Annotated in this window: 22 protein-coding genes; 5 read left to right on the forward strand and 17 right to left on the reverse strand. The window is 65.2% G+C overall.

Annotated elements, in window-relative coordinates; all coding sequences use genetic code 11:
* Positions 1-14: 14 nt before the first annotated feature.
* On the reverse strand, positions 15-1,430 hold the full coding sequence (locus BLTE_RS03045) for a circularly permuted type 2 ATP-grasp protein (protein ID WP_126397511.1): 1,416 nt from the start codon (positions 1,428-1,430) through the stop codon (positions 15-17).
* 252 nt (positions 1,431-1,682) lie between these two features.
* Between BLTE_RS03045 and BLTE_RS03050 the strand changes: the two genes are divergently transcribed.
* A complete protein-coding gene (locus BLTE_RS03050) occupies positions 1,683-2,432 on the forward strand; it encodes a competence/damage-inducible protein A (protein WP_126397513.1) in 750 nt (249 codons plus the stop codon).
* A 79-nt stretch (positions 2,433-2,511) separates the two neighbouring features.
* Here the strand turns inward: BLTE_RS03050 and BLTE_RS03055 are convergent, their stop codons facing one another.
* The 7 genes from BLTE_RS03055 to BLTE_RS03080 form a co-directional block, all read right to left on the reverse strand.
* Positions 2,512-2,829: a HigA family addiction module antitoxin gene (locus BLTE_RS03055; RefSeq protein ID WP_126397515.1), complete on the reverse strand. Its 318-nt coding sequence runs from the start codon at positions 2,827-2,829 to the stop codon at positions 2,512-2,514.
* Between the two features lie 241 nt (positions 2,830-3,070).
* Positions 3,071-3,235: a hypothetical protein gene (locus BLTE_RS17965; protein ID WP_160140495.1), complete on the reverse strand. Its 165-nt coding sequence runs from the start codon at positions 3,233-3,235 to the stop codon at positions 3,071-3,073.
* A gap of 300 nt (positions 3,236-3,535) precedes the next feature.
* Positions 3,536-5,527, reverse strand: coding sequence for a MacB family efflux pump subunit (locus BLTE_RS03060; protein ID WP_126402017.1), 1,992 nt, complete (start codon positions 5,525-5,527; stop codon positions 3,536-3,538).
* 52 nt (positions 5,528-5,579) lie between these two features.
* Positions 5,580-6,791 (reverse strand): efflux RND transporter periplasmic adaptor subunit, encoded by a 1,212-nt coding sequence (locus BLTE_RS03065; RefSeq protein WP_126397517.1) that lies wholly within the window; start codon positions 6,789-6,791, stop codon positions 5,580-5,582.
* Positions 6,788-8,413 (reverse strand): efflux transporter outer membrane subunit, encoded by a 1,626-nt coding sequence (locus BLTE_RS03070; protein WP_126397519.1) that lies wholly within the window; start codon positions 8,411-8,413, stop codon positions 6,788-6,790. Before BLTE_RS03070 ends, BLTE_RS03065 begins: the two co-directional genes overlap by 4 nt.
* Positions 8,414-8,803: 390 nt before the next feature.
* Complete coding sequence (locus tag BLTE_RS03075; RefSeq protein ID WP_126397521.1) at positions 8,804-9,769, reverse strand: hypothetical protein; 966 nt, start codon at positions 9,767-9,769, stop codon at positions 8,804-8,806.
* Positions 9,770-9,782: 13 nt separating this feature from the next.
* A complete protein-coding gene (locus BLTE_RS03080) occupies positions 9,783-11,072 on the reverse strand; it encodes an MBOAT family O-acyltransferase (protein WP_160140496.1) in 1,290 nt (429 codons plus the stop codon).
* A 35-nt stretch (positions 11,073-11,107) separates the two neighbouring features.
* On the opposite strand from BLTE_RS03080, the gene BLTE_RS17970 reads away from it, so the two are divergent.
* Both BLTE_RS17970 and BLTE_RS03085 read left to right on the forward strand, forming a co-directional pair.
* Positions 11,108-11,383, forward strand: a complete 276-nt coding sequence (locus BLTE_RS17970; RefSeq protein ID WP_160140497.1) for a hypothetical protein — start codon at positions 11,108-11,110, stop codon at positions 11,381-11,383.
* Positions 11,384-11,860: 477 nt separating this feature from the next.
* On the forward strand, positions 11,861-12,562 hold the full coding sequence (locus BLTE_RS03085; protein ID WP_160140498.1) for a transglutaminase-like cysteine peptidase: 702 nt from the start codon (positions 11,861-11,863) through the stop codon (positions 12,560-12,562).
* 44 nt (positions 12,563-12,606) lie between these two features.
* Here BLTE_RS03085 and BLTE_RS03090 read toward each other — a convergent pair whose 3' ends face one another.
* From BLTE_RS03090 to nifH, 6 genes are all read right to left on the reverse strand, one after another.
* On the reverse strand, positions 12,607-13,149 hold the full coding sequence (locus BLTE_RS03090; protein WP_244600089.1) for a gamma-glutamylcyclotransferase family protein: 543 nt from the start codon (positions 13,147-13,149) through the stop codon (positions 12,607-12,609).
* Positions 13,150-13,184: 35 nt separating this feature from the next.
* The gene (anfO, locus tag BLTE_RS03095) at positions 13,185-13,826 is read right to left on the reverse strand and encodes a Fe-only nitrogenase accessory protein AnfO (RefSeq protein ID WP_126397527.1); all 642 of its coding nucleotides are present in this window, start codon (positions 13,824-13,826) and stop codon (positions 13,185-13,187) included.
* A gap of 36 nt (positions 13,827-13,862) precedes the next feature.
* Complete coding sequence (gene anfK / locus BLTE_RS03100; RefSeq protein WP_126397529.1) at positions 13,863-15,290, reverse strand: Fe-only nitrogenase subunit beta; 1,428 nt, start codon at positions 15,288-15,290, stop codon at positions 13,863-13,865.
* An 11-nt stretch (positions 15,291-15,301) separates the two neighbouring features.
* Positions 15,302-15,718, reverse strand: a complete 417-nt coding sequence (anfG, locus tag BLTE_RS03105) for a Fe-only nitrogenase subunit delta (RefSeq protein WP_244600090.1) — start codon at positions 15,716-15,718, stop codon at positions 15,302-15,304.
* Between the two features lie 11 nt (positions 15,719-15,729).
* The gene (gene anfD / locus BLTE_RS03110) at positions 15,730-17,310 is read right to left on the reverse strand and encodes a nitrogenase iron-iron protein, alpha chain (protein ID WP_126397531.1); all 1,581 of its coding nucleotides are present in this window, start codon (positions 17,308-17,310) and stop codon (positions 15,730-15,732) included.
* A 66-nt stretch (positions 17,311-17,376) separates the two neighbouring features.
* Positions 17,377-18,204, reverse strand: coding sequence for a nitrogenase iron protein (gene nifH / locus BLTE_RS03115; RefSeq protein ID WP_126397533.1), 828 nt, complete (start codon positions 18,202-18,204; stop codon positions 17,377-17,379).
* A gap of 346 nt (positions 18,205-18,550) precedes the next feature.
* Here nifH and BLTE_RS17975 point away from each other — a divergent pair, with 346 nt between their 5' ends.
* Positions 18,551-18,688 (forward strand): hypothetical protein, encoded by a 138-nt coding sequence (locus BLTE_RS17975; RefSeq protein WP_160140499.1) that lies wholly within the window; start codon positions 18,551-18,553, stop codon positions 18,686-18,688.
* Between the two features lie 32 nt (positions 18,689-18,720).
* Here BLTE_RS17975 and BLTE_RS03120 read toward each other — a convergent pair whose 3' ends face one another.
* A complete protein-coding gene (locus BLTE_RS03120; RefSeq protein ID WP_126397535.1) occupies positions 18,721-20,346 on the reverse strand; it encodes a sigma-54 interaction domain-containing protein in 1,626 nt (541 codons plus the stop codon).
* 228 nt (positions 20,347-20,574) lie between these two features.
* Between BLTE_RS03120 and BLTE_RS03125 the strand changes: the two genes are divergently transcribed.
* Complete coding sequence (locus tag BLTE_RS03125; RefSeq protein WP_126397537.1) at positions 20,575-21,222, forward strand: pyridoxamine 5'-phosphate oxidase family protein; 648 nt, start codon at positions 20,575-20,577, stop codon at positions 21,220-21,222.
* Between the two features lie 208 nt (positions 21,223-21,430).
* On the opposite strand, the gene BLTE_RS03130 is transcribed toward BLTE_RS03125, so the two are convergent.
* The gene (locus BLTE_RS03130) at positions 21,431-21,781 is read right to left on the reverse strand and encodes a hypothetical protein (protein WP_126397539.1); all 351 of its coding nucleotides are present in this window, start codon (positions 21,779-21,781) and stop codon (positions 21,431-21,433) included.
* Positions 21,782-22,127: 346 nt separating this feature from the next.
* On the reverse strand, positions 22,128-22,448 hold the full coding sequence (locus BLTE_RS03135; RefSeq protein WP_126397540.1) for a DMT family transporter: 321 nt from the start codon (positions 22,446-22,448) through the stop codon (positions 22,128-22,130).
* Position 22,449 lies beyond the last annotated feature (1 nt).

The raw sequence follows: 22,449 nt of genomic DNA on the forward strand, positions 1-22,449 counted from the left end.
ACGGTGGAACGAAATCATGCGCTGAGCACCCAGGTGTCCTTGGTGCCGCCGCCCTGCGAGGAATTGACCACCAGCGAGCCGGCCTGCAGCGCCACGCGGGTGAGCCCGCCCGGCACGATGCGCACGCCATTGCGTCCCTGCAGGACGTAGGGCCGCAGATCGACATGGCGCGGCGCGATGCCGTCCTCGACCATGCACGGCGTGGTGGACAGCGCCAGGGTCGGCTGGGCGATGAAGCTGGTGGGATCGTGCTTCAGCTTGGCGCGGAAGGTCTCGATCTCCTCCTTGCAGGCCTTCGGGCCGATCAGCATGCCGTAGCCGCCCGAGCCGTGCGTCTCCTTGACCACCAGATCGTCGAGATGGTCGAGCACATAGGCGAGCGCGTCGGGCTCGCGGCAGCGCCAGGTCGGCACGTTCTTCAGGATCGGTTCTTCGCCAAGGAAGAAGCGGATGATGTCCGGCATGTAGGAATAGACCGCCTTGTCGTCGGCAACCCCGGTGCCGACGGCATTGGCGAGCGTGACGTTGCCGGCCCGGTAGGCGCCGAGCAGGCCCGGCACGCCGAGCACCGAATCCGGACGGAAGGCGAGGGGATCGAGGAAGTCGTCGTCGACGCGGCGGTAGATCACATCGACGCGCTGCGGCCCCTCGGTGGTGCGCATGTAGACGATGTTGTTCTCGATGAACAGGTCGCGCCCCTCGACCAGCTCGATGCCGAGCTTGTCGGCCAGGAACGAGTGCTCGTAATAGGCCGAGTTGAAGAGGCCCGGCGTCAGCAGCACGCAGGTCGGGTCGGCGGCCGCGGTTGACGGCGCGACCGATTTCAGCGTCGCCAAGAGTTCGTCCGGATAGTTCTCGACCGGCGCCACCCGGTGGGTGGCGAACAGTTCGGGGAACAGCCGGATCATGATCTCGCGGTTCTCCAGCATGTAGGATACGCCGGAGGGAGTGCGGGCATTGTCTTCCAGCACGTAGAAGGTCTCGGGGTCGATCCGCACCACGTCGATGCCGGCGATGTGGACCCAGATGTCGTGCGGCACGCGCTGGCCGTTCATCTCCGGCCGGAACACCGGGTTCTGGAAGATCAGCTCCTCCGGCACGATGCCGGCGCGCATCACCTCGCGCCGGGAATAGATGTCCTGGATGTAGAGGTTGAGCGCGCGCACGCGCTGCTCCAGCCCTTTCGAAAGCTGGGCCCACTCCTCGTTGGCGATGATGCGCGGCACAATATCGAACGGGATCAGCCGCTCGGTCGATTCCGCATCGCCATAGACCGCGAAGGTGATGCCGATGCGGCGGAACAGGAATTCCGCCTCGCGCCGCCGCTCCTCCAGGAGGGCGCGCGGCACCGCGGCAAGCCATTCGGCCAACTGCCTGTAGCCGGGGCGGACCTGGCCGTTCATGCCCCGCATTTCATCGAAGGCCGTCATCGGTCGCCTTTCCGCTGGCGCATTCGCGCCTGACACAACCTTAGACGCAAATTCCGGGCCGATGGAAGAGGTAATGCTGCATTGTGCGGCAATTCCAGAACGCCGATCATCTCTGCCTAAATTTTACGCAATCAACCGCGCGACCGCCTGCCGGACGGGCGTTGCCCGGCCGGCGACTGATTCCGGCGACGATCGTATGGGATCCCGCCGGAAATCGGTCTACAGGCTTTTCGTCCGCTGGGGGAGCGCGCCATGGCCGAACCGAAATCCGTCACCGCCGCCGTGCTGGTCATCGGCGACGAGATCCTGTCCGGCCGCACCAAGGACCGCAATATCGGCCACCTCGCCGAGCGCCTGACCGGCATCGGCATCGACCTCAAGGAGGTGCGCGTCGTCAGCGACGACGAGGCGGCGATCGTCGAGGCGGTGAACGCGCTGCGCGCCCGCTACACCTATGTGTTCACCACCGGCGGCATCGGCCCCACCCACGACGACATCACCGCCGATTCGATCGCCAAGGCGTTCGGCGTGGCGATCGGCATCGACCCGCGCGCCAAGGCGCTGATGATGGAGCGCTTCGCCGAGGCCGACCTCAACGAGGCGCGCCTGCGCATGGCGCGCATTCCGGCCGGGGCGAACCTGATCACCAACCGCATCTCCAAGGCGCCCGGCTTCTGGATCGGCAATGTCATCGTCATGGCCGGCGTGCCGTCGATCATGCAGGCGATGCTGGAGGAGGTGATCCCCAAGCTCGAGACCGGCCTGCCGATGCTGTCGGAGACGGTGCGCGCCGATCTGCGCGAGGGCGATATCGGCACCGAGCTGGCGGCGGTGGCCAAGGCACACCCCGAGGTGACGATCGGCAGCTATCCGTTCCTCGACGAACTGGGCCTGCCGAACACCAATCTGGTGGTGCGGGCGCGCGACGCGGAAAAGCTCACCGCGGCCCGCGCCGCGGTGGAGACGATGCTGGCCGCGGTGCGGGCAAGACTTGGTCGCTGAAGACTCGGTCGGTGAGCTTTGGCCGGTGAGCTTTGGCCGGTGAGGGCTCGGCCGGTGGAGGAGCGGGCGGCGAGGCGGATCACGCCGCCCGGGACGTGACCTTGGCCGCGATCTTGGCAGCGGCGTCCGCAGCCGCCTTGGGGGCGTCGGCAGTGCGGGCCTGCTGCTGGTCGAAGCTCGCCTGCATGCCGATCCAGAATTCGGTGGACGTGCCGAAATAGCGGGCCAGACGCAGCGCCGTATTGGGCGACACCGCACGCCGGCCGCTGACGATCTCGCTCAGGCGCACGCGGGGAATGCCCAGAACCTTGGCGAGCGCATGCTCGCTCATGTTCAGCGGCTTGAGGAAATCCTTGCGCAGGACCTCGCCGGGGTGGGGCGATGCGAAATCGGCCATTTCTTCATCCTTGGCGCATTCCTCGCAGGACCGGGGACCAGTTCTGCGAATGAGATGCAACAAAACCGGAATCAGGCGTGTCAGGTCTCATACAGGTCCAGGGTGATCATATTGTGTTCCCCGGATCACAGGCGCCAAAAATCGGCAGTTTCGAGTGAGAGTTTCAGCTATCAAGGTACCGCGCGCCAGTCTGATCAAGGCCGAGCCCGACCAAGCGCGATGCGGCCGGTTGTCCCAGCCCTTACCGCACGCTGGCGGTTGCGACCTCTGTCAGGTGGGCGGTCCGGTGCAGCGTGGCCGACACCACGCGGGCCTGGTCGTGCACGGCCAGGGCGACAACGGCGGACAGCACGGCGAGCTGCAGGGCGAGGGCAAGGGTGAGCGTGGTCCAGAATGCGCGAGCCATGACGCCGTCCTGTGCCGATTGTCCGGGTCCGCCCCTGGCGGTGCCCGACGTTCTACAGCCGATGGAACCTGAATGGACGGAACCCGCGGGTCTGGTCCACGGTATCTTCCTAGCGCAATCCGATTTCGGTCCGGTTGGCGTTTGATCGTCAAATCGCGTGACGCGATTGGCGCCCCGTTAACCCTGTTGCGGGGCGCGGGTTCCGGGCAAGCCGACCGGTTTTCGGCCGTTCCCTTGGGGATGCCGGAACTGGACTCGCCGATAAGGCATTGAATTGAAAATGACTTCTCGGAAACCGTCTCAATCGCGCGCCAGGGCCACCACCGGGTCGAGCAGCGAGGCGTTGTGCGCCGGCAGATAGCCGAAGATGACGCCGATCAGGGTCGAGCACACCACGGCGGCGATGATCGAGGCGGTCGAGTAGATCAAGGTGAACGGCGTCTCGATCATCGTGAACAGCACGCCGAAGCCGAGCGCCAGCGCGATGCCGAGCACGCCGCCGATCAGGCACACCAGCACCGCCTCGATCAGGAACTGCTGCAGGATGTCGCCGCGCCGCGCCCCCACCGCCATGCGCACGCCGATCTCGTTGACGCGTTCGGACACCGACACCAGCATGATGTTCATCACGCCGATGCCGCCCACCACCAGCGAGATCACCGCGATCGAGGCGATCAGCATCGCCAGGATTTCCGTGGTCTGGGTGATGGTCTGGCGGATGTCGTCGGTGTTGAGGATGAAGAAGTCCTTGGTGCCGTGCCGCTGGGTGAGAAGCTGCGTCACCGCGGCGAGCGCGAGGTCGGTCGGCGTCTCGTCGTCGACCCGCACGGTGATCGAACGCAGCGACGTGGTGCCTAGGAAGCGGGCCTGCACGGTGGTGTAGGGCAGATAGACGGAGGGGTTGGCGGATGAGCCGAAACCGCCTTGCTGCTTCTGCACCAGACCGATGATGCGGCTCGGCACGTTGCCGACCAGGATGACCTCGCCGATCGGACTCTTGCCGGGATCGTTGGCGAACAGCGCGTCGCGGGCGGTCTCGTCGATCACCACGTCCTGGGCGAAGCGCTTGACGCTGTCGGCATCGAACAGCCGGCCGTCGAGGAGCTTGGTGCCCTTCACGTCGAAATAGCGGTCGCCGACGCCATTGACCATGCCGGTGGCCTCGGTCGAGCGGTAGCGCAGCGAGCGGGAGGTGGAAACCGTGGGGGTGACCGCCGCGACATAGGGCTGCTCGGCCAGCGCGTCGGCATCGGCCACCACCAGCGTGCGGATGCGGCCCGAGCGCGTGTCGCCGAAATTGAGGCCGGGGAACACTTCCAGCGTGTTGGTGCCGAGGCTGGAAATATTGGCCAGCACCTTCTGGCGCGAGCCTTCGCCGAGCGCCACCATGCACACCACCGCGGCGATGCCGATGACGATGCCGAGCATGGTGAGGAAGGTGCGCAGACCGTGGGCGCGCATGGCGAACAGCGCCATGCGGAACGCCTCGCGGAACCGGCCGACCGCCGCGCGCCAGGGCGCGGCCGGCGTGCCGGCGCCGCCGAGCCGCGGGGCCGCCGCCGGGCGTGCCGGCACCGTGTTTCGCCGGTCGGAGATGATCTCGCCGTCGCGCAGCTCGATGATGCGCTGGGCGCGGGCGGCGACCGAGGGATCGTGGGTGACGATGATCACCGTGGTACCCTCGGCGTTGAGCTCGTCGAGGATGCGCAGCATCTCCTCGCCGCTGCGGCTGTCGAGCGCGCCGGTGGGCTCGTCGGCGAGGACGATCTCGCCGCCATTCATCAAGGCGCGGGCGATCGACACGCGCTGCTGCTGGCCGCCGGACAGCTGGCCGGGACGGTGATTGATGCGGTCGGCCATGCCGAGCCGGCCGAGCAGGCTCGCCGCCCGCGTCTGGCGCTCGGCGCGCGGCAGGCCGGCATAGACCGCCGGGATCTCGACATTGCCGAGCGCGGTCAGCTCCGACATCAGGTGATAGCGCTGGAAGATGAAGCCGAAATGCTCGCGCCGCAGCTCGGCGAGCTCGTCCGGGCCGAGCTGCGCGGTCTCGCGGCCGGCGATGCGGTAGCTGCCCGAGGTCGGCCGGTCGAGGCAGCCGAGGATGTTCATCAGCGTCGACTTGCCGGACCCCGAGGCGCCGACGATCGCCACCATCTCGCCGGCGGCGATGGTGAGGTCGACATCCTTCAGCGCGGCGATGGTGTCGTCGCCGGACTGGTATTCCCGCCGCAGTCCGCGGATCTCGATCAGCGGCGCATCCGGCGCGGGGCGCGGCGCGCCGGCCGGGGGCATATCGATGGCTGTCAGGGCGTCAACCAAGGCAAATCCACCCGCTGTGATCAGATCAGAACGGCCGCGGCGGGCCGCGGAAGCTCGGCGCGCCGGCATCCGACTTGCGGCTGGTGACAACGCGCTCGCCCGCCTTGAGCCCGGCGCGGATCTCGGCGACCGACTTGTTGTCGAGCCCGACCTCGACCTCGCGCGTCGAGACGTTGCCGGCGTCGTCGACCACATCCACCGTGTAGCCGCGGCCGCTGCGGCGCAGCGCCGCCGAGGGAATGGTCAGCACGCCCTTGGCGTCGCCCAGCACGATGCGCACCTGCGCCGTCATATAGGTGCGAAGCCGCCCCTCCGGGTTCGGCACGTTGAACACGCCATAATAATAGATCGCCGAGGACGAGGTCGATGACGAGGATGAGGACGACGAGGCCGCCGATGTCGAGGTCGTGAAGCTCGAATCCGACTTGATCGATTCCGGCGCCGGATCGATCGATTCCAGCGTGGCGTGGTAGCGCCGGTCCGGGTCGCCCAGGATGGTGAAATAGACCGGCTGGCCGGGCTTCACCCGCACAACGTCGGCCTCGGAGATCTCCACCTTGACCGTCATGGTGTCGATCTGGCCCAGCACCACCATGGTCGGCGCGGTCTGGGTGGCATTCACGGTCTGGCCTTCCTGCGTCACGATCGACAGGACCGTGCCGTCGATCGGCGCGGTGACGCGGGTGTAGCCGAGATTGGCTCTCGCATCCTCCACCGCCACCTCGCCCGACAGGATCTGTGCCTCGAGCGCGGCGATCTGCGCCTCGGTCTGCTTGACCGTGGCCTGGGCGGTGTCGAAATCGGCGCGCGAGGTGGCGCGCTGGGCGAGCGTCTGCGTCTGGCGCTCCAGGGTGGCGCGGGCCAGCGCCAGGGTGGCGATCTTCTCCAGCCGCTGGGCGCGCAGATTCTGCAGCGACGCCTCGGCCTTGCGCAAAGCGTTCTGCTGGTTGACGGGGTCGATCTCGGCAATCAGGTCGCCCGCGGCGACCTTCTGGCCGAGCTTGACCTTCATCGACACCACCCGGCCCGACGCTTGGGCGCCGACCGCGACCAGCTTGACCGGTTTCAGCGTGCCGCTGGCCAGCACAGTCTGCTCGATGTCGCCGATGGCCGCCCGCGCGGTCATCATCGCTTCGGTTGCCGTGGGCGTGCGGTAGGCGCGAAGCCCCCACACGGCGACACCGGCGATGACGAGCGCCGCGACCACGAGGCCGGCGCGTTTCCTGGCTTTTGTCATTGGCTTACGCGATAGAAATGCGGCCCGGTGCCGGTGTCGACGACCTCGGGGGTCGAGACGTCGACCGCGTCGGTCCAGCCGCCGCCCAGCGCCTTGGCGAGGGCGATATAGTTGGTGGAAATGGCAACCCTGCTCTGCAGCAGCGAATCCTCGGCCGAGTAGAGCGAACGCTCGGCATCGAGCACGTCGAAAAAGCTGCTTGAGCCGATCTGGAACAGTTGCAGCGACAGCCGCGCCGCCTCGCGATAGCCGCGCGCGGATTCGCCGAGCCGGGCGGCCCGGGTCCGCTCCTTGGCGAGCGACACCAGCGCGTTCTCGACATCCTCCAGCGCGGTCAGCACGGCGGCGCGGAAGGCGATGTGGGACTGGTCGCGCTGGGCCTCTGCGACGCCGACTGCCGCCAAGAGGCGGCCGGCATTGAAGATCGGCACGCTGAGCTGCGGCCCCCACGACCAGCCGATGGTCGAGCTTTTGCCGAGGTCGCCGAACTTCTGGGCGCTGGTAGAGATGTTGCCGGTGAGCGTGATGGACGGATAGAGCGCGGCCTCGGCCTCGCCGATATTGGCGGTGGCCGCGGCCAGCCGGCGTTCGGCGGCGCGCACGTCCGGCCGGCTCAGCAGCACATCGGCGGGCACGCCGGGCTTCAGCGGCAGGCGCGGCGCCGGGATGCCCCGCGGCTGGGCGAGCCGGGCGGACAACGCCGACGGCTCGCGCCCGAGAAGCACGCCGAGGCGATGGACGGTCTCGGCATAGGCGATCTCCAGCGCCGGAATGTTGGCCTCGGTCGAGGCGGCCTGGGCGCTGGCCTTGGCGACATCGACCGCCGAGGCCGAGCCGGCCTCGAACTTGGCTTTGGTGATGTCGGCGGTCTGGCGCTGCGAGGCGGCGCTGCGGCGGGCCAGCGTGATGCGCGCCTGGTAGCCGCGGGCCTCGACATAGGTGGCGGCGACGTCACCGATCAGCGTCAGCAGCGTCGCGTCGAGATCGTCCCAGGCGGCGTCCAGCGCATCGTTGGCGGCCTCGACATTGCGGCGGTTGGCGCCGAACAGGTCGAGCTCCCAGGAGGCATCGAAGCCGGCCTGATAGAGCGTGTAGGGCGGGGAAGCGATGGAGCCGGCGGTGTCGGTGCTCGACGAACCGCGGCTGGTCGCCGTCTTGTTGCGGGTGACCGAGGCGAAACCATCGACATTGGGATAGAGCACACCGATGGCCTGACGGCGCAGCGCCCGCGCCTCGCGCACCTTGGCCTTGGCGGTGGCGACATCGAGATTGCCGGCCACCGCCTCGTCGATCAAGGCGGTGAGCATGGGATCGCGCAGGCCGACCCACCAGCGGTTGAGGTCGCTCTTCGGCGCCGGCTGCGCCGCCGGCCGGTCCGCTTGCCGATCCTTGGCGGTTCCGTATTGCTTGGGCAGATCGAGCAGCGGGGTGCGGTAGTCCGGTCCGACCGCACAGCCGGCGAGGCCGAGCGCAAGCACCAAGCCGCCGGCTGCGGCGCCGTAGCGTCGCCTCCAGTGCGGTACCGCGGCCGCCAGCGCGTCACGCAGCTTCTTGTTGCCGCGCTGCCGGTTCTTCGGCCCCTGGTCGCCTCGCCTCTGGTTCCTTGGCCTCTGGTCTTCCATTCGCACGATCCGCGGGGGGCTGGGGCGCCCGCCGGCCCTGAAGGGAGGGACGGGCGCTCCGGATGGCATCGGGCCTGTCACCCGCGCGACCGTTCGGCCGGCGGGACGCAGTAACAGCATGCCCGCCCTGGCGATGGACCGCGATGGCGGGCGGTGCGGGACGGCGTGGCCCGCCGCTTCGCTGTTCTGCTTAGCCTCGGCTTGCCCGGTTTGAAACTTAACGATTTCTAATATCGCCCGCGGCTGTTTGGCATTGCGTGTGGTGTTGCCGCAAGCCTCGCCGCCTGCCGGGTGCGTGCCGGCTGCGCGGTGTGCCGACCCGCCGCGGCGGGCGCCGCAAAGCCCGTTCCCGCTTTTTGCGAAGAATGCGCTTCGAAGGTCTTCAGGCGTTCATCTTGCGCGCATGATGTCGCTGATGAGGCCGTTGGTGCGGATCAGCCTGCCCCTTGCATTGGGGTGGATCTCGGAGTCGCAGAAATACGTTCGGTCCAGCGCCGGCGTTACCGATACCAGCATGTTCTCCGGCAGCAGGGCCGACAGCTCGGCCACGAACTGCTCGGTGATCCCGCCAAGATCGGCCGCCACCGGCGGGATGGACACGATGATGGTGGCGTGGGGAAAGAGCGCACCGATCCCCTGCAGGCGCGGCAGAATGACTTCGAAGACGTCGCTCGCGCGGTTCAGGAGATGCCGCTCGCTGGTGTAGCGGCAGGCGATCAACTCGAAGTTCAGGTCGCCGTAGGAGTCGTTGATCGTGAGCTTCTCCTGCGCGCCCGAAGTCCTGCTCGGGGGGCTGAGGAGTTGCGGGACAAGAACGGCGAGCGCATACAGCAAGGGTTCGTTCGGCGTCAGCGAGATGTGGCGTTGCCGCCCGACCAGATCATGAGTCAGGTTCTCGTCCTGGCGCCGGCGTTCGACGGCAAGATCGCCGAAGGGAGCAATCGTCGACAGGACGACGAACTTGACGCCGGCACGGACAGCACGCGGAATGCTCTCCTCGATGAATTCGAAATAGCTCTTGTCATTATGACCTTCGTGCATCAGCGAAATATTGTAGGCGCGCAAGCCGGTCTGGCCGGAGATCTGCTCAGCGCTGATGCCGAACAGGGAATTCGAGCCGCCGATGATCGCGACGTCCAGTTTTTCTGTCGCGCGTAAATACGCGGCGCGGCGATCGACGATTTCCTGCAGATGGTCTATGTAATCGTTTTCCGAATGGCGAATATTCGAAAATATTATGTACCAGATATAGGCGATGACCATCGTGGCCATGATCGCGCGGACCAGCGACGCCTTGCGGGTGGCTGTGGTTCTGCGCGCAGTCCCCGAAGCGCTGCCGGCGACGCCGGAGGTCAATGCGCTGCTATCCCTAACGCTGGCCGTAGACGGCATAGCTTGCGCCCCCATCCGACTGAATGAGCAGTATGGTCGCCGCGAGGATGAGGATCTGGCTGACGTTGGTTCTCAGGTATTTGTAGGTCCGCTGCCGGAACAGGCGCTGCCGCGCGAGCGCGAATTCCATGAAAACCAGCGTCGAGGCAAGCAGCAGGCTGATATAGGCGATAACCGGTATCTTCGCCTCGGCAATATGTGCGGGAAACGTGCTGTCGAACGTCATCTTGGCCAGGAGGCGTTCGGTGTCGCTGTCGACGAACAGCATCCGGCCATAGACGATTGCAAACACCATCAGAATTGTCGTCATCAACCGCCGGTCCGCCTTCAGGAGCCGGATCGTCAGCCAGAAGCACACGGCGTGGAACAGGCCCCAGATCAGGAAGTTCAGGGCCACGCCATGCCAGAGGGCCGAGCTGAGATAGACCAGAAACAGGGCGGCCGTGCCGCCGAACGCCTGTCGCGCTGGGGTATAGAACAAGGCCTTGAGAACGGTGGACAGGCTGATGTGCCAGCCACGCCAGAATTCGATGATGTTGCGCGCGGAAAACGGCTGCTGGAAGTTGAGCGGCACCTTCAGGCCTATCAGTCCGCAGGCGGCGTAGACCATCAGCGACAGGCCGGCGAAATTGAAATAGACGAACATCTCGAAGATCGCGGCAAACTGCAGGGATTTCCAGATGTTCGTGTCGTCGATCATCCAGAAGAAATTGCCGAGCGGCGCGCCGACAATCTTGAAGAAGAAGAAGCCGATGAGTGCGTAGGGAAAATAGTGCAGGAAGCGCCGCTGCAGCGTCGCATATCTGAAACGGCCGGCGGTTGTGGCGATCGGGCCGGTAAACAGCAGCAGCGGATTGACGGACGTGACTGCGGTCGAGACCGTCAGCGACCGCAGATGGACGTGATAGGCGAGGCTGGCACCGTAGAACGACAGTCCGTAGACTGCGGGATTGGAGGAGATGACGTGGAATCCCGTCATCGTCTCGGTGACACCCAGGAACGACGTGGCGGAGATTGCAAAGAACAGCAGGTATGGCGCCACCGCCAGATTGCCGAAGCGCATCAGCACCAGCAGGAGCGGGTGCAGAACGCCGAGAACGATCAATGTCGAATAGAGCGTCTTGATGATGAAGGGTGAGATGTCGTTCGACAGAAACGCCACCGCTGCAAGTGCCGAAAATCCGATCAGCCAGAATATGACATATTGATATACGGTCTGATCGAGCCCTGTCGCCGGCAGGCGCCATGTGGCAAGGCCACCCCACATGATAGGGGGTCGTGCCCAAACGCGCGCAATGTTGATTGCAGGCGAACGCTGGATGGCCGGCGCATCTGCGGCGTCAGGTCTGCTCGCGTATTGACGAATGCGTTGCGGAGGCTGGCGATGACTGGCAGACGATCCTGCGTCAGATGCAGAAATATTGCCTGACAGGAAATGATATTCTGTCGCCATGTATGGATAATGAAGGACGAATGTTACGGCTGTTTGTCAGCCCCCGCGTCATCGCGCCGGAGAGGGAATATCGCGTGATGAGGCGGTTTCCGGTTGATCCCCAAGGGCTGATCTCCAAGCGCTGATCCTCGATGGATGGCGGAAACGGTCCAGCCAAAAACACAAGGTCTGCAAGAGCCTCCCCTCCGAGAACGGGATTGTTCGGCGTCCGGACGTCGGCTCGAAGGCTTGATCGGCCAGAAACGGTCCTGCCCTGACGGCGCGCTGCGGCAGGGGGGGCTCATGCCCGCCATTTGTGCAGGCCGCGCGTTTGGCGCCGGCGGCGGCAACCGCGGCAGGCCGAAGCGTCGCCGCAGGCTGACCGTCTCAGCATTTTGGCGAGTGCAGTGCAACATTGGTTGCGCCGGGTCTCGTCCGGGGCCGTTCGGGGGCCATTTCCGGACGCTGGAGCTGATCCAGGGTGCAGTGCACCTCGTAGGACCGCGCCGTAAACGCAATCACGAAACAACAAGAACACAGGCAACGAGAATATGAACACGACTGGCGTGTGTGAAACGGCGAGTAGGCATCGCGCTGTTCCTCGCTTCCGCGTGGGGAACAACTTGATCTTGGCCGCGCGAGGTGTTGTTGGCGCGCTGATCTTCAGCGTGACCGTGGGCTTTGGCGGTGGCGCCGTCGCGTCTCCGCTTGGGGTGACGCGGCTCGCCAATCCGATTCCCAAGAGCACGGCGATGACGCCGGGCGGCGCGGTGTTGGCACCGGTGGCGGCGGTTCGCTTCTGCATGGACAATGTCGGTGACTGCGAGGCGGGTGCCGCGAGCGCGGTCGCGATGACCCCGACGCGTTGGGCGGAACTCGACTCGGTCAACCGGTCGGTCAATGGGCGGATCCGGCCGCGATCGGACGCCGCGCTGGACACCTGGTCGCTCGGGGTCGTTGCGGGGGACTGCGACGACTATGCCGTGCAGAAGCGCCACGACCTCATCGCCCATGGCTGGCCGGGCAGCGCGCTGCCGCTGGCGGTGGCGCGGTTGCGCACCGGTGAGTTCCATCTGGTGGTCGTCGCTCGCACCGACCGGGGCGACTATGTGCTCGACAATCTGTTCGACCGCGTGATGCCCTGGCAGCGCACCGGCCATGACTGGATCATGCGCTCGGCCCCGGAAGATCTGCGGCTGTGGCAGTCGATCGGCAAGTCGCGGCAGCTGCGGTCGCTGCTGGAAGGCGTGGAGCCGCGTGAACGGAAGCTGCACGCCGACAAGCGCTACGCGGAAATCAGCCTCCTGCATTCTCTGGCTTCCTGAGCAATTCCTGCAATCTTCAGCCGGCGGCACCCGCCGTGTTCCGTTCAGCAGGCGCAGGAGGCTGCCAAGACGGGGGCGGCGCTGCGCAGCGGCACTTGATAGCTCGCCGGCCGCGTGCCGATGCGTCTGAGCCGTTCGAGATAGCCGGCGGACAGGCCATGCGCCGTGGCGCCGGCGATGATCTGTCCGACATATTCGCTGCTCGGCAGCCGCGGCTCGCCCTCCACCGCCCGCTTGTAGAACAGCACGTCATAGAGCGTGCCGTCGCGGCCGATCACTTCGATGGGATAGTGGAAATAGGGGCCGCTGCCGTCGAGCTTGACGCCCTGGCTGGCATCGAGCCGGTCGAGATCGGAGACCGAGAGCTGATAGACGACGCCATGGACCGACGCATCGGCGCGGCGCACCAGCGTCTTCTCGGCGCCGTCCCAGGTGTCGCAGTGGCCGAAGAAGCCGAGATCGTGGTGGGGCAGCACGGCGGGCGCCACCGGCTTCGCCGCACGGCAGATGGAGGCCATGATGCCGGGGTTCATGGTCGGGCCATAGGCGAAGTAGAGGATCTGTGGCGGCTTCAGCCGGGTCATCATGCGCGCATCCTTTCGATCGGTCGGTGTCATCGGCGCTACTCGGCGCAAATGGTGATGGTGGACATGATGCCGTCACGCACCACGATCTCGCGCTTGAATTTGAGCCCGAGATCGCGCGTGGTGCGCCACAGCCATTTCGGGTCGTGGTCGAACACCAGCTCCAGCCGCTTGAAGGCGCGCTGCTCCAGCACCGGCAGCAGCACCGTCATCGACTCGTGGGTGCCGTCGGCGATCTGGTAGCGCGTGAGATCGGCGCGGTAGTGCGACTCCCCAACGCGCTCCAGCACAAGGACAGGCAGCGGCGGCGGATCGTCCTCCGGCGCTGCTGCCGCCATCTCGGCCTGCCGCTCGGCCTCCTTCAGCGCCACGGTGTCGAGCAGGTCGAGCACGCGGCCCTGGCTGTGCCATGTCTGGAACCCCAGCTCCTCCTGCAGCACCGCATTGAGCGCGCCCTTGGAGTTCGCCGATACGAAGACAGTGCAGTCCTCGAACTGCCCCATCACCTCGGCGAGCCGCGCCTTGAGGCCGGCGATGGTGATGGGGGCTCCGGCGCCCGGAAACGGGATGTCCCGTTCGATGATCCAGGCGCCGGAGGCGTCATCATAGAGCACGATGCGGCCGTGCTGGTGGAGGCCGGCGAGGTTGTCGTTCCCGTCGATGAAGGCTGCGATCCGCATCGCTCTCGTCCGCTCAAATGAGGTGGATTGGTCAGGTCACCACACGTTGAGCACCCACTCCTTGTTCTTCTTGTATTCCATGTCGGTGAACAGCGCGTTGGCCATCTGCTCGGCGAGCCAGGTGGCGCCGCCATAACCAACCACCGGATGGCGGAACATGCCGGCGCGGTCGTAGGTGGGGAAGCCGACGCGCACCATCGGGATATTGTAGTCGATCGACACGAACCGGCCCTTGGAATGGCCGAGGATCAGGTCGAGCTCGATGTCGCCTTCCTTGATGCGCCGCTCCAGCTCCCAGAAGTCGGCGTTGGTGATGATCTCCATCGGAAAATCGACGCCGTCCTGCAGCGCCTTGATGCGCGGGTCGTCGCCATAGGTGGAGTTGTCGTCGCCGAGCAGCAGCAGAACCGGCTTCATCTCAAGGTCGAGGCAGAATTCGGCGAGCCCGATGACGAGATCGGGATTGCCGTAGATCGCCACCTTTTTGTCGGCGAGGAACATGTGGGTGAGGTCGGCCAGCGCATCGATGGCGATGCCGCGCTCCTTGACCAGCGAGGGCGGGATCGGCTTGCCGGTCATCTCCTTCAGGTTCTTCAGGAAGGTGTCGGTGTTGCGGATGCCGATCGGGGTCGGGCCGATCACCGTCGGCATCTTGAACTTCTTCTGCAGGAACTGCGCGGCCTTGCCCCCCTCGTAGCGATTGAGGGCGATGGTGCCGAGCGCGTTGGCGGTGTCCTGCAGATCCTCGATGGTGGTGCCGCCGTGCGACACCGCGCTGCCGTCGGGCATGACGGGCGAGTCGAAATCCTCGATCTCGAACAGCACGGTGGCGTCGACGCCCATTTCGGCGAGAAGGTGCTTCAGCTCCTTGACGTCGCCGGGATTGACCCACCCCGTGATGAGGTTGATCTTGCCGTTGGGCTCCGACTTGGTGGCGAACTTCTTGACGAAGTCGCGCACCGCGATGTCATAACCCGAAACCATCGAGCCGACGAAGCTCGGCGTCTTGATGACGAGGAGATGGACGTCGCGACCGGCGTACTTCACCGGGAGGAGTTCCTCCTCCAGCTTGTTGACCACGCCGTCGCAGTCGTCGCCGATGATCTCGGTCGAGCAGGTGGTGATGATCGGCACCACCCGGACGTGGGGATAGCGCTCAAGCAGCACGTCGATGCCTTCCTCGACGCGGCCGGTGGCGCCGAACACCGCGCCGTCCTCATGCACCGAGGAGGAGGCGAGCTCGAAGCTCTCCTTCAGATGCTGCGAGATCAGGAGGCGCACGAACATCACGCAGCCCTGGCCGCCATGCACGATGCCGATGCAGTCCTTGATGCCGATGGAGGCGAACTGCGCACCCGCCGGCTGGCAGGTGAAGATGGGGTTGATGGTGCCGACGCGCTCCTTGGCCTTGAGCTGACAGAACTTGGATTCGCAGGCTTCGACTTCACAGGTTTCGCTGGACATGATGGTTCCGATCAATAGTGCGGCACGGTGAGTTCTTCGTTCAGCGAGCCATCGACAACGAGATAGTCGATGCGCTCGTGCAGCCGTTGCAGCAGTGTCTTGATCTCCTCCGGGGTCATATCGGCGAGCCAGGGCATGCGTTCGCGGAAGGCTTCGGCGAGGCTCACCGCCTCGGTCCAGTAGTAGCGGTCGAGCGGCGCGGTGCGCTCCACCTCCTCACCGGTGAGAAGCTGCGCGGTCCTCGGAATGATGCCGGCGTTCTGCTTCTTGCGGTCCCAGCCGCGCGAATTGAACTGCCACAGGCAGTATTTCATGATGTAGTCGACGAGCTTCTCCAGGCGCTCGTGCGTCACGGCGTCGATCGGCACGGTGAGCCCGCCAACGACGATGCCGTCAGTGGGGGGTGCGGTCTTGGTGATGTCGTCCATAGCGGTCTCCTTCACTCGGCCGCGGTCGCAACGGCGCCGGTCCGCGCCAGACGCTCGAAGTCCGGATAGGTCTTCCTGCGCAGGTCGGCGATGATGTCGTACTTGCCGTCGTACTGCTTCAGCAGCGGCGATCTGGTGATCTCCTCGCTGAGGTTCGCGTCCGACAGCATGCGCTGCGTCATGAAGCCCCGGCCGGTCGGGATCTCGTCCTTGCTGATTTCGAGCGCGGAGAGCTGGTGGATCGGCGAATAGATGCCGTTGTAGATGTCGCGCGCGAAGCGCACCCAGCCTTCCCAGCCTTTCCACGGGCCGTTGTGATAGGCATGGGCGTTGAGGTAGGGCACGCGGATTTTCTTGGCGACCTCGCCCGGCCGCTTGCCGGTGAAGATGATGTCCGGCTTCAGCTTCATCATCGCCTCAAGGCCCTCAAGCTCGTTTGGATCGTCGATCGCCAATGCGCCCTCGCCGCAGCGCGACACGCCCTTCTCCATGTCGCCCTGGTGGCCGAACTTGGTGTAGACCGACACCACCTCGAGGCCCATCTCCTCCTGGATGGCGTGGGCCCAGTGCCAGAGCTTCGAGCCGCCCGGCCACAGGCACACCTTCTTGCCGCGCAGCCGCTCCTTGTACCAATCGAGCGCCGGCTTCCACTTCGCGGTTTCTTCCTCGATGATCTTGATGGCGCGGTCCTCGATGCCGAAGAAGCGGCCGACCTTGCGCAGCGAGATCGACAGGGGCTCGAAGCCGAAGCCGTCGATGTCCATGCGCGGGATGCCGTAGCGCACGCGCAGTTCGTCGCAGATGTATTCGGCCGAACGCGCGCATTCGAGCACGTTGAGGTGGGCGCGGTGCATGGCGCGCAGGCCGTCATAGGTGCCGTTGCCGGTGAAGGTCGACAGCACCTGGATGCCCATGCGCTTGAAGAAATCGAGCATCACCTCCTGGTCGCCCTGGATGTTGTACTCGCCGACGTAATTGATGACGTAGTCTGAGGTGATCTCCGGCTCGACCGTGCCGACCTTGTTGTTGACCCAGGCGATGTTGATCTTGTGGTGACCGCCGGACTGCGAGGGGCCGGCAAAGCCCGGCGAGTTGCACACGAAGATGTCGACGTCGGGCAATTCCTCCTTCACCTCGGCGGCGATGGCGTCGATATCGTCGCCGATCAGCGCGGTGGCGCAGGTCTGGTAGATCGTCATGCGCTTGATGTCGGGGAACGCCTTGAAGGCCTCAAGCATGTTCTGCTTCAGTAGGCCCTCGGCGCCGAACACCACGTGCTTTTCCTTCACGTCGGTGGCGAAGGTGTATTTGAGCTGGAAGCTGTTGTTGTCGGAGATGTAGCGCTTGGTCTGCCAGGTGTCGTAGGTGCACCCGACCGGGCCGTGGCTGATGTGGATGACGTCCTTCATCGGCGTGCCGATCACGTGCTTGGCGCCGCAATAGGCGCAGCCACGCTCCGAGATCGAGCCGGGGATGGTGTTGAGATAGCCGAGCGGCAGGCAGGAGGTGAGGTCCTCTCCCGGACCTTTCACCACGGCGTGTTTCTTGCGCTCGGGAATGCAGGTGCTGCAGTCGAATTCATGATACGGCACGTCCAGCTCTCCTTATGCGGGGACGATTGCGCGGGCTCAGGATCGAGTCGGGAGAGGAGGCCTGCCTCAGTCGCAAAGGCCGTATTTGACGACCATCTTCTCGAGATCGTCCATGGTCATCGGCTTCGGAATCACGAACATCTGGTTGTCGAGGATGTTCTGGGCGAGCTTCTTGTACTCGTTGGCCTGATTGACCGAAGGATCGAACTCGGTGACCGTCTTCTTGTTGAATTCGGCCTTCTGGACGATATTGTCGCGCGGCACGAAGTGGATCATCTGGGTGCCGATCGCGGCGGTGAACTCCTCCAGGAATTCGCGCTCGCCGTCGACGTTGCGGCTGTTGCAGATGATGCCGCCGAGGCGCACGCCGCTCTGCTTGGCGTATTTGACGAGGCCCTTGCAGATGTTGTTGGCGGCGTAGATCGCCATCATCTCGCCGGAGGCGACGACATAAACCTCCTGCGCCTTGCCGTCGCGGATCGGCATGGCGAAGCCGCCGCACACCACGTCGCCCAGCACGTCGAAGAAGATGAAGTCGAGGTCGTCGGTATAGGCGTCGTTCTCCTCCATCAGGTCGATGGCGGTGATGACGCCGCGGCCGGCGCAGCCGACGCCCGGCTCCGGGCCGCCGGACTCGACGCAGCGGATGCCCTTGAAGCCGGTCTTGACCACATTGTCGGTGGTAACCTTCTCGGCGCTGTGGATGCGCAAAGCATCCATCACGGTTTCCTGCGGCTTTCCACCGAGAATGAGGCGCGTCGAGTCCGCCTTCGGGTCACATCCATGGATGAAGACCTTCTTGTCGTGGAAGTGCGCCAGTGCGGCAGCGGTGTTCTGCGTGGTGGTCGACTTGCCGATGCCGCCCTTGCCGTAGATCGCGACCTTACGAGTCATAATTAAAATTCCTTTGATCTGGGGAGGCGAGTGAATTCGCCTTGCGCGATGCGGGTATCGCAACCCGCGTGCCAGATCGTCGGGCCTGCGGCGGGAAACCGGCGCTTGGCGCCGAAAATGTCGCAGCAGCGGCCGACTGGCCGCCAATTTATTGAGAAAACAAATGAAAACGTCGCCGCCATGAGCCGGAGACAGCGTGGCGATGCACCCCGGGGGTGAATTCGGAAGCGAATCTACATTCCGGTAAATTCCGTCTCGGAGGCCGGTCATGGATGGCGTCCGCAGGAATTTTCCGTTCCGGTAAATTTGCCCGGCATTGTGCAGGCGCGGTAGATTTCGTCGGGGCATGAGCCGCGATGTCCGCGCCGCCATCGCCGGGTTTGCTGCGGCGATCTCGACCGGCGTGGCTCAAGCGCATGCGACCACGCGGTCGATCGAGCCGGGACAGGCCGGCCATGACCACAGCGAGTGGGTTCGACGGTGAAGTTGGAATCGAGGCGGCGCGATCTATCCGGCTCAGGCGTCCTCGCCCGTGCCCCACTTGCGCGGGTCGGCGCCGCGGAAGCTCTTGTAGCTGATGCCGTAGCGCTCCATGCGCACGCCCAGCATGCGCCGGGTAAGGCCGAGCTCCTGTGCCGCTGCGCCGATGTGGCCGTTCGAGGTCTTCAGCGCCTCGACGATCATCTCGTATTCCACCGCGCGCAGCTTGGATTCCAGGCTGACACCGAAGGCGGTGCCGCTTTCGTTGGGCATCTGCAGCGAGGGCGGTAGGTCGTAGGCGTGGATGACGTCGTCCTCCGACAGGATCACCGAGCGTTCGATCACGTTCTCCAGCTCGCGCACATTGCCCGGCCAGTGGTAGCTCATCAGCATGTTGAGCGCGGGCGTGGAGATGCGCTTGATCGACTTGCCGCCGGCCTTGGAAAAACGCGTCACGAAATGGTCGGCCAGCGTGATGACGTCGGAGCCGCGCTCGCGCAGCGGCGGCACAGTGATGGGGAACACGTTGAGCCGGTAATAGAGATCCTCGCGGAAGGTGCCGCGCTCGACCATGTCCGCAAGATTGCGGTTGGTGGCTGCGATGATGCGCACGTCGACCTTTACCGGCTTGGAGCCGCCGACTCGTTCGAACTTTCTCTGCTGCAGCACGCGCAGCAGCTTGGCCTGGATGGAGAGGCTGAGCTCCCCGACCTCGTCGAGGAAGATGGTGCCGCCGTTGGCCTGCTCGAAGCAGCCCTTGTGCTGGGAGAACGCGCCGGTGAACGAGCCCTTCTCGTGGCCGAACAGCTCGCTCTCGGCGAGGTTCTCCGGCAGCGCGGCGCAGTTGGAGGTGACGAACGGCCCTTCGGCGGTGGGGCCGTTGTAGTGGATGGCGTTGGCCACCAGCTCCTTGCCGACGCCGCTCTCGCCGAGGATCAGCACAGTGGCCTTGGTGGCGGCGACCTTCTCGATGAGATTATAGACCGCCTGCATCGGCTTCGAGGCGCCGATGATGTTGTCGGGGCGGAACCGCTCCTTGAGCGAGGCCCGGATGCGCCGCGCCTCGTGCTCCTGGCGCACCTTGTCGACGTTCTCCATGAGGTACAGTTCGGCGGCCGGCGCGATCATCGAGGCCACCATCGCCATCAGCTCGACGTCCTGGCGCAGCAGCCGGGGGTTCATGTAGACCCGCTCGGCGCCGATGGTGCCGAGCACGCGCTTGGCGTGGACGATCGGCACGCAGAAGAACGCCGATTTCGCGCGACTGCTCTTTCGGGACCCGCCCTCGGTCTCCGTGTCGGAGGCCTGATGCTGAACCACCACCGCCTTGCCGGTCTCCACCACCCTGGCGGTGATGGTGCTGTCCGGCGCGTAGGTGCCGGCGGTCTTCTGCGCCTCGTCGAGGCCGAACGAGTCGTGGATGAAGATCGAGCCGGAGTGACGGTCGTAGAGCGTCACCATGCCCCGCTGCATCTTCAGGTGCTGGCGCATGACGCCGAGAATGATCGGCAGCGAGCGGGCGAGATCCGCGGAATTCGTGTTGATCTGGCTGATCCGATAAAGGATCGGCAGCACGCTCACCCGGCATTCGCCGGTGAAGCAGTGGCTGAATTCCTCGACAAAGTCATCGACGTCGAACGTCAGGACGGTGGTGTCGTCCATGGAGATCCTTCGTGCTGGAACGGGGGTGCCAAGCGCGTTATCCAAAGGCAAGTTCGATGCCATCCGGGCGGACATCGCGCCGGAGACGACGGAACGACTTCCGCTATATACAGCGACTATAAAACGAAAGAGTGCGGACGGCACGCTATGTGCAAGACCGGGCGGGCTGGCCCGGTCGGGATTTGTCCGAGGCGACAGCAAGGCGCGTCAGGATTGGAGGCTTTCAGGATGACAACCACCCCGCCCAGCGAGCGCACTCGGGTCAGGCGCTACAATTGGCTCGCGCGCTACGACCGCGACACCATCATCGCCATCCTCGACGCCATGCCCCACTGCCACATCGGCTACATTGCCGATGGCCAGCCCTTCGCGACGCCGACGCTGCATTGGCGGGAGGGCGACCGGCTCTATTGGCACGGCTCGACGGCGAGCCGGATGATCCGGGCGATCGAAGGGGCGGAGATCTGCCTGACGGTCAGCGCCATCGACGGGCTGGTGATGGCCCGCTCGGCCTTCAATTTCAACGTCAACCACCGCTCGGTGATGGTGTTCGGCAGGCCCGAGAAGATCACCGACCCGGCGGCCAAGGAGGCGCATCTGCGCACCATGGTCAACCGGCTGGTCCCCGGCCAGTGGGAGCGCCTGCGGCCGATGAAGCCGAACGAGCTGGAGGCGACGGCGGTGATGTCGATGCCGTTCGACGAGGCCTCGGCCAAGGTGCGCGTCGGCCCGCCGGAGGATGACGAGGCCGATTACGCTCTGCCGGTGTGGGCCGGCGTGATCCCCGTCCGCACCGAGGTGCTGCCGCCCGAGCCCGATCCGCGCAACCTGCCCGGCGTCGAGATGCCGGCCGAGGTGCTGACGTTCCGGCTGTGATGCCAACGGCCGCGAAGGCGGGTCGTTGGTGCCGGTCGTGGACTTTCGCTAAGTCGCTGATTTTTTGAAAGAAAATCTGTGAGAGTTAACGGCCCCACGAGTCAGTGTCGGGGGCCGTTCGTATGACATCTTCGTGTGAACGAAGGGGAGTGGCCCTGAGCCGCCGTTCCGGCTTTCGTTCTGCCGCCGCTTGCAGCGGCGCGCCCCGTCAGGGTTCCAGCCGATCGATCGCCCGCCGCAGCTTCTTCGCGGCAGAGCGCGCGTGCTGATGCGCGGACTCGATGTCGTCCGGCTGGCCGGCGTCGAGCTTCGACTTCAACTCGCGGAGGGTGCCGTCAAACTCCGCGGTTGCCCTGTTGAGGCCGTAGCCGCGCTTGCTTTTTACAAGATGTCTAATTTGTCTTGTCGCAGCAATATGTCGTTTCATCTCTTCCGGCCTCGGCGGTTCATCCGAGGTGACGGCATCCTCTATGGGAATGAACAGGTCGTTGACCTGATCCTGCAGCCAGGACTTGCTTCGAAACCAGGCGAGTGCGCCCGTCAGGTTGACGATATCCATGATAGCCCCGCACCGAATGCCGAGAGCCTGAAGCTCGATGTCCTACATATATCGCGCTTGGGTTGCAATTATTTATAACACGCGCTTTGGGTGCGCCCGTGGCCGGTTCCTGCTGACCGCACGTGACACCCGCATTCGCAGATGCCAGGGAGCGTCGATCGTCAGTTTTGACTCCGTCGATGAAGTTCCGGTGACATGCGCATGCAATGGCGGCGTTTGGACGCCGGATATTGCAAGTCGCTGGATTTCGGCCGGCCGGCGCCTGTCGCCTGCGAATGCAATCCGCGTCAGCCGGAATGTCTTTGGCGCGTCGGCGAATTGCAATGCGCCGCCCATCCGACGCCGGTCATTCGCTGGAGGCGAGCTTCATCAGCGCGATGCCGGAGACGATGAGCGCGGCGGCCGCGAGCCGCAGCGCGCTCAGCGGCTCGCCCAGCAGGACGATGCCGACGACGAAGGCGCCGACCGCGCCGATGCCCGTCCACACCGCATAGGCGGTGCCGAGCGGCAGCACCTTGGTCGCCAGGGACAGCAGCACGAGGCTGGCGATCAGTGCGGCGATGGTGATGGCGGTCGGCAGCGGGCGGGTGAAGCCCTCCGACAGCTTCATCGTGTACGCCCACACGATCTCCAGCAGCCCGGCGAGAAGCAGAGTGAGCCAAGCCAAG

It is taken from the genome of Blastochloris tepida, from assembly GCF_003966715.1.
In the GTDB taxonomy this organism is placed as follows: Bacteria; Pseudomonadota; Alphaproteobacteria; order Rhizobiales; family Xanthobacteraceae; genus Blastochloris; species Blastochloris tepida.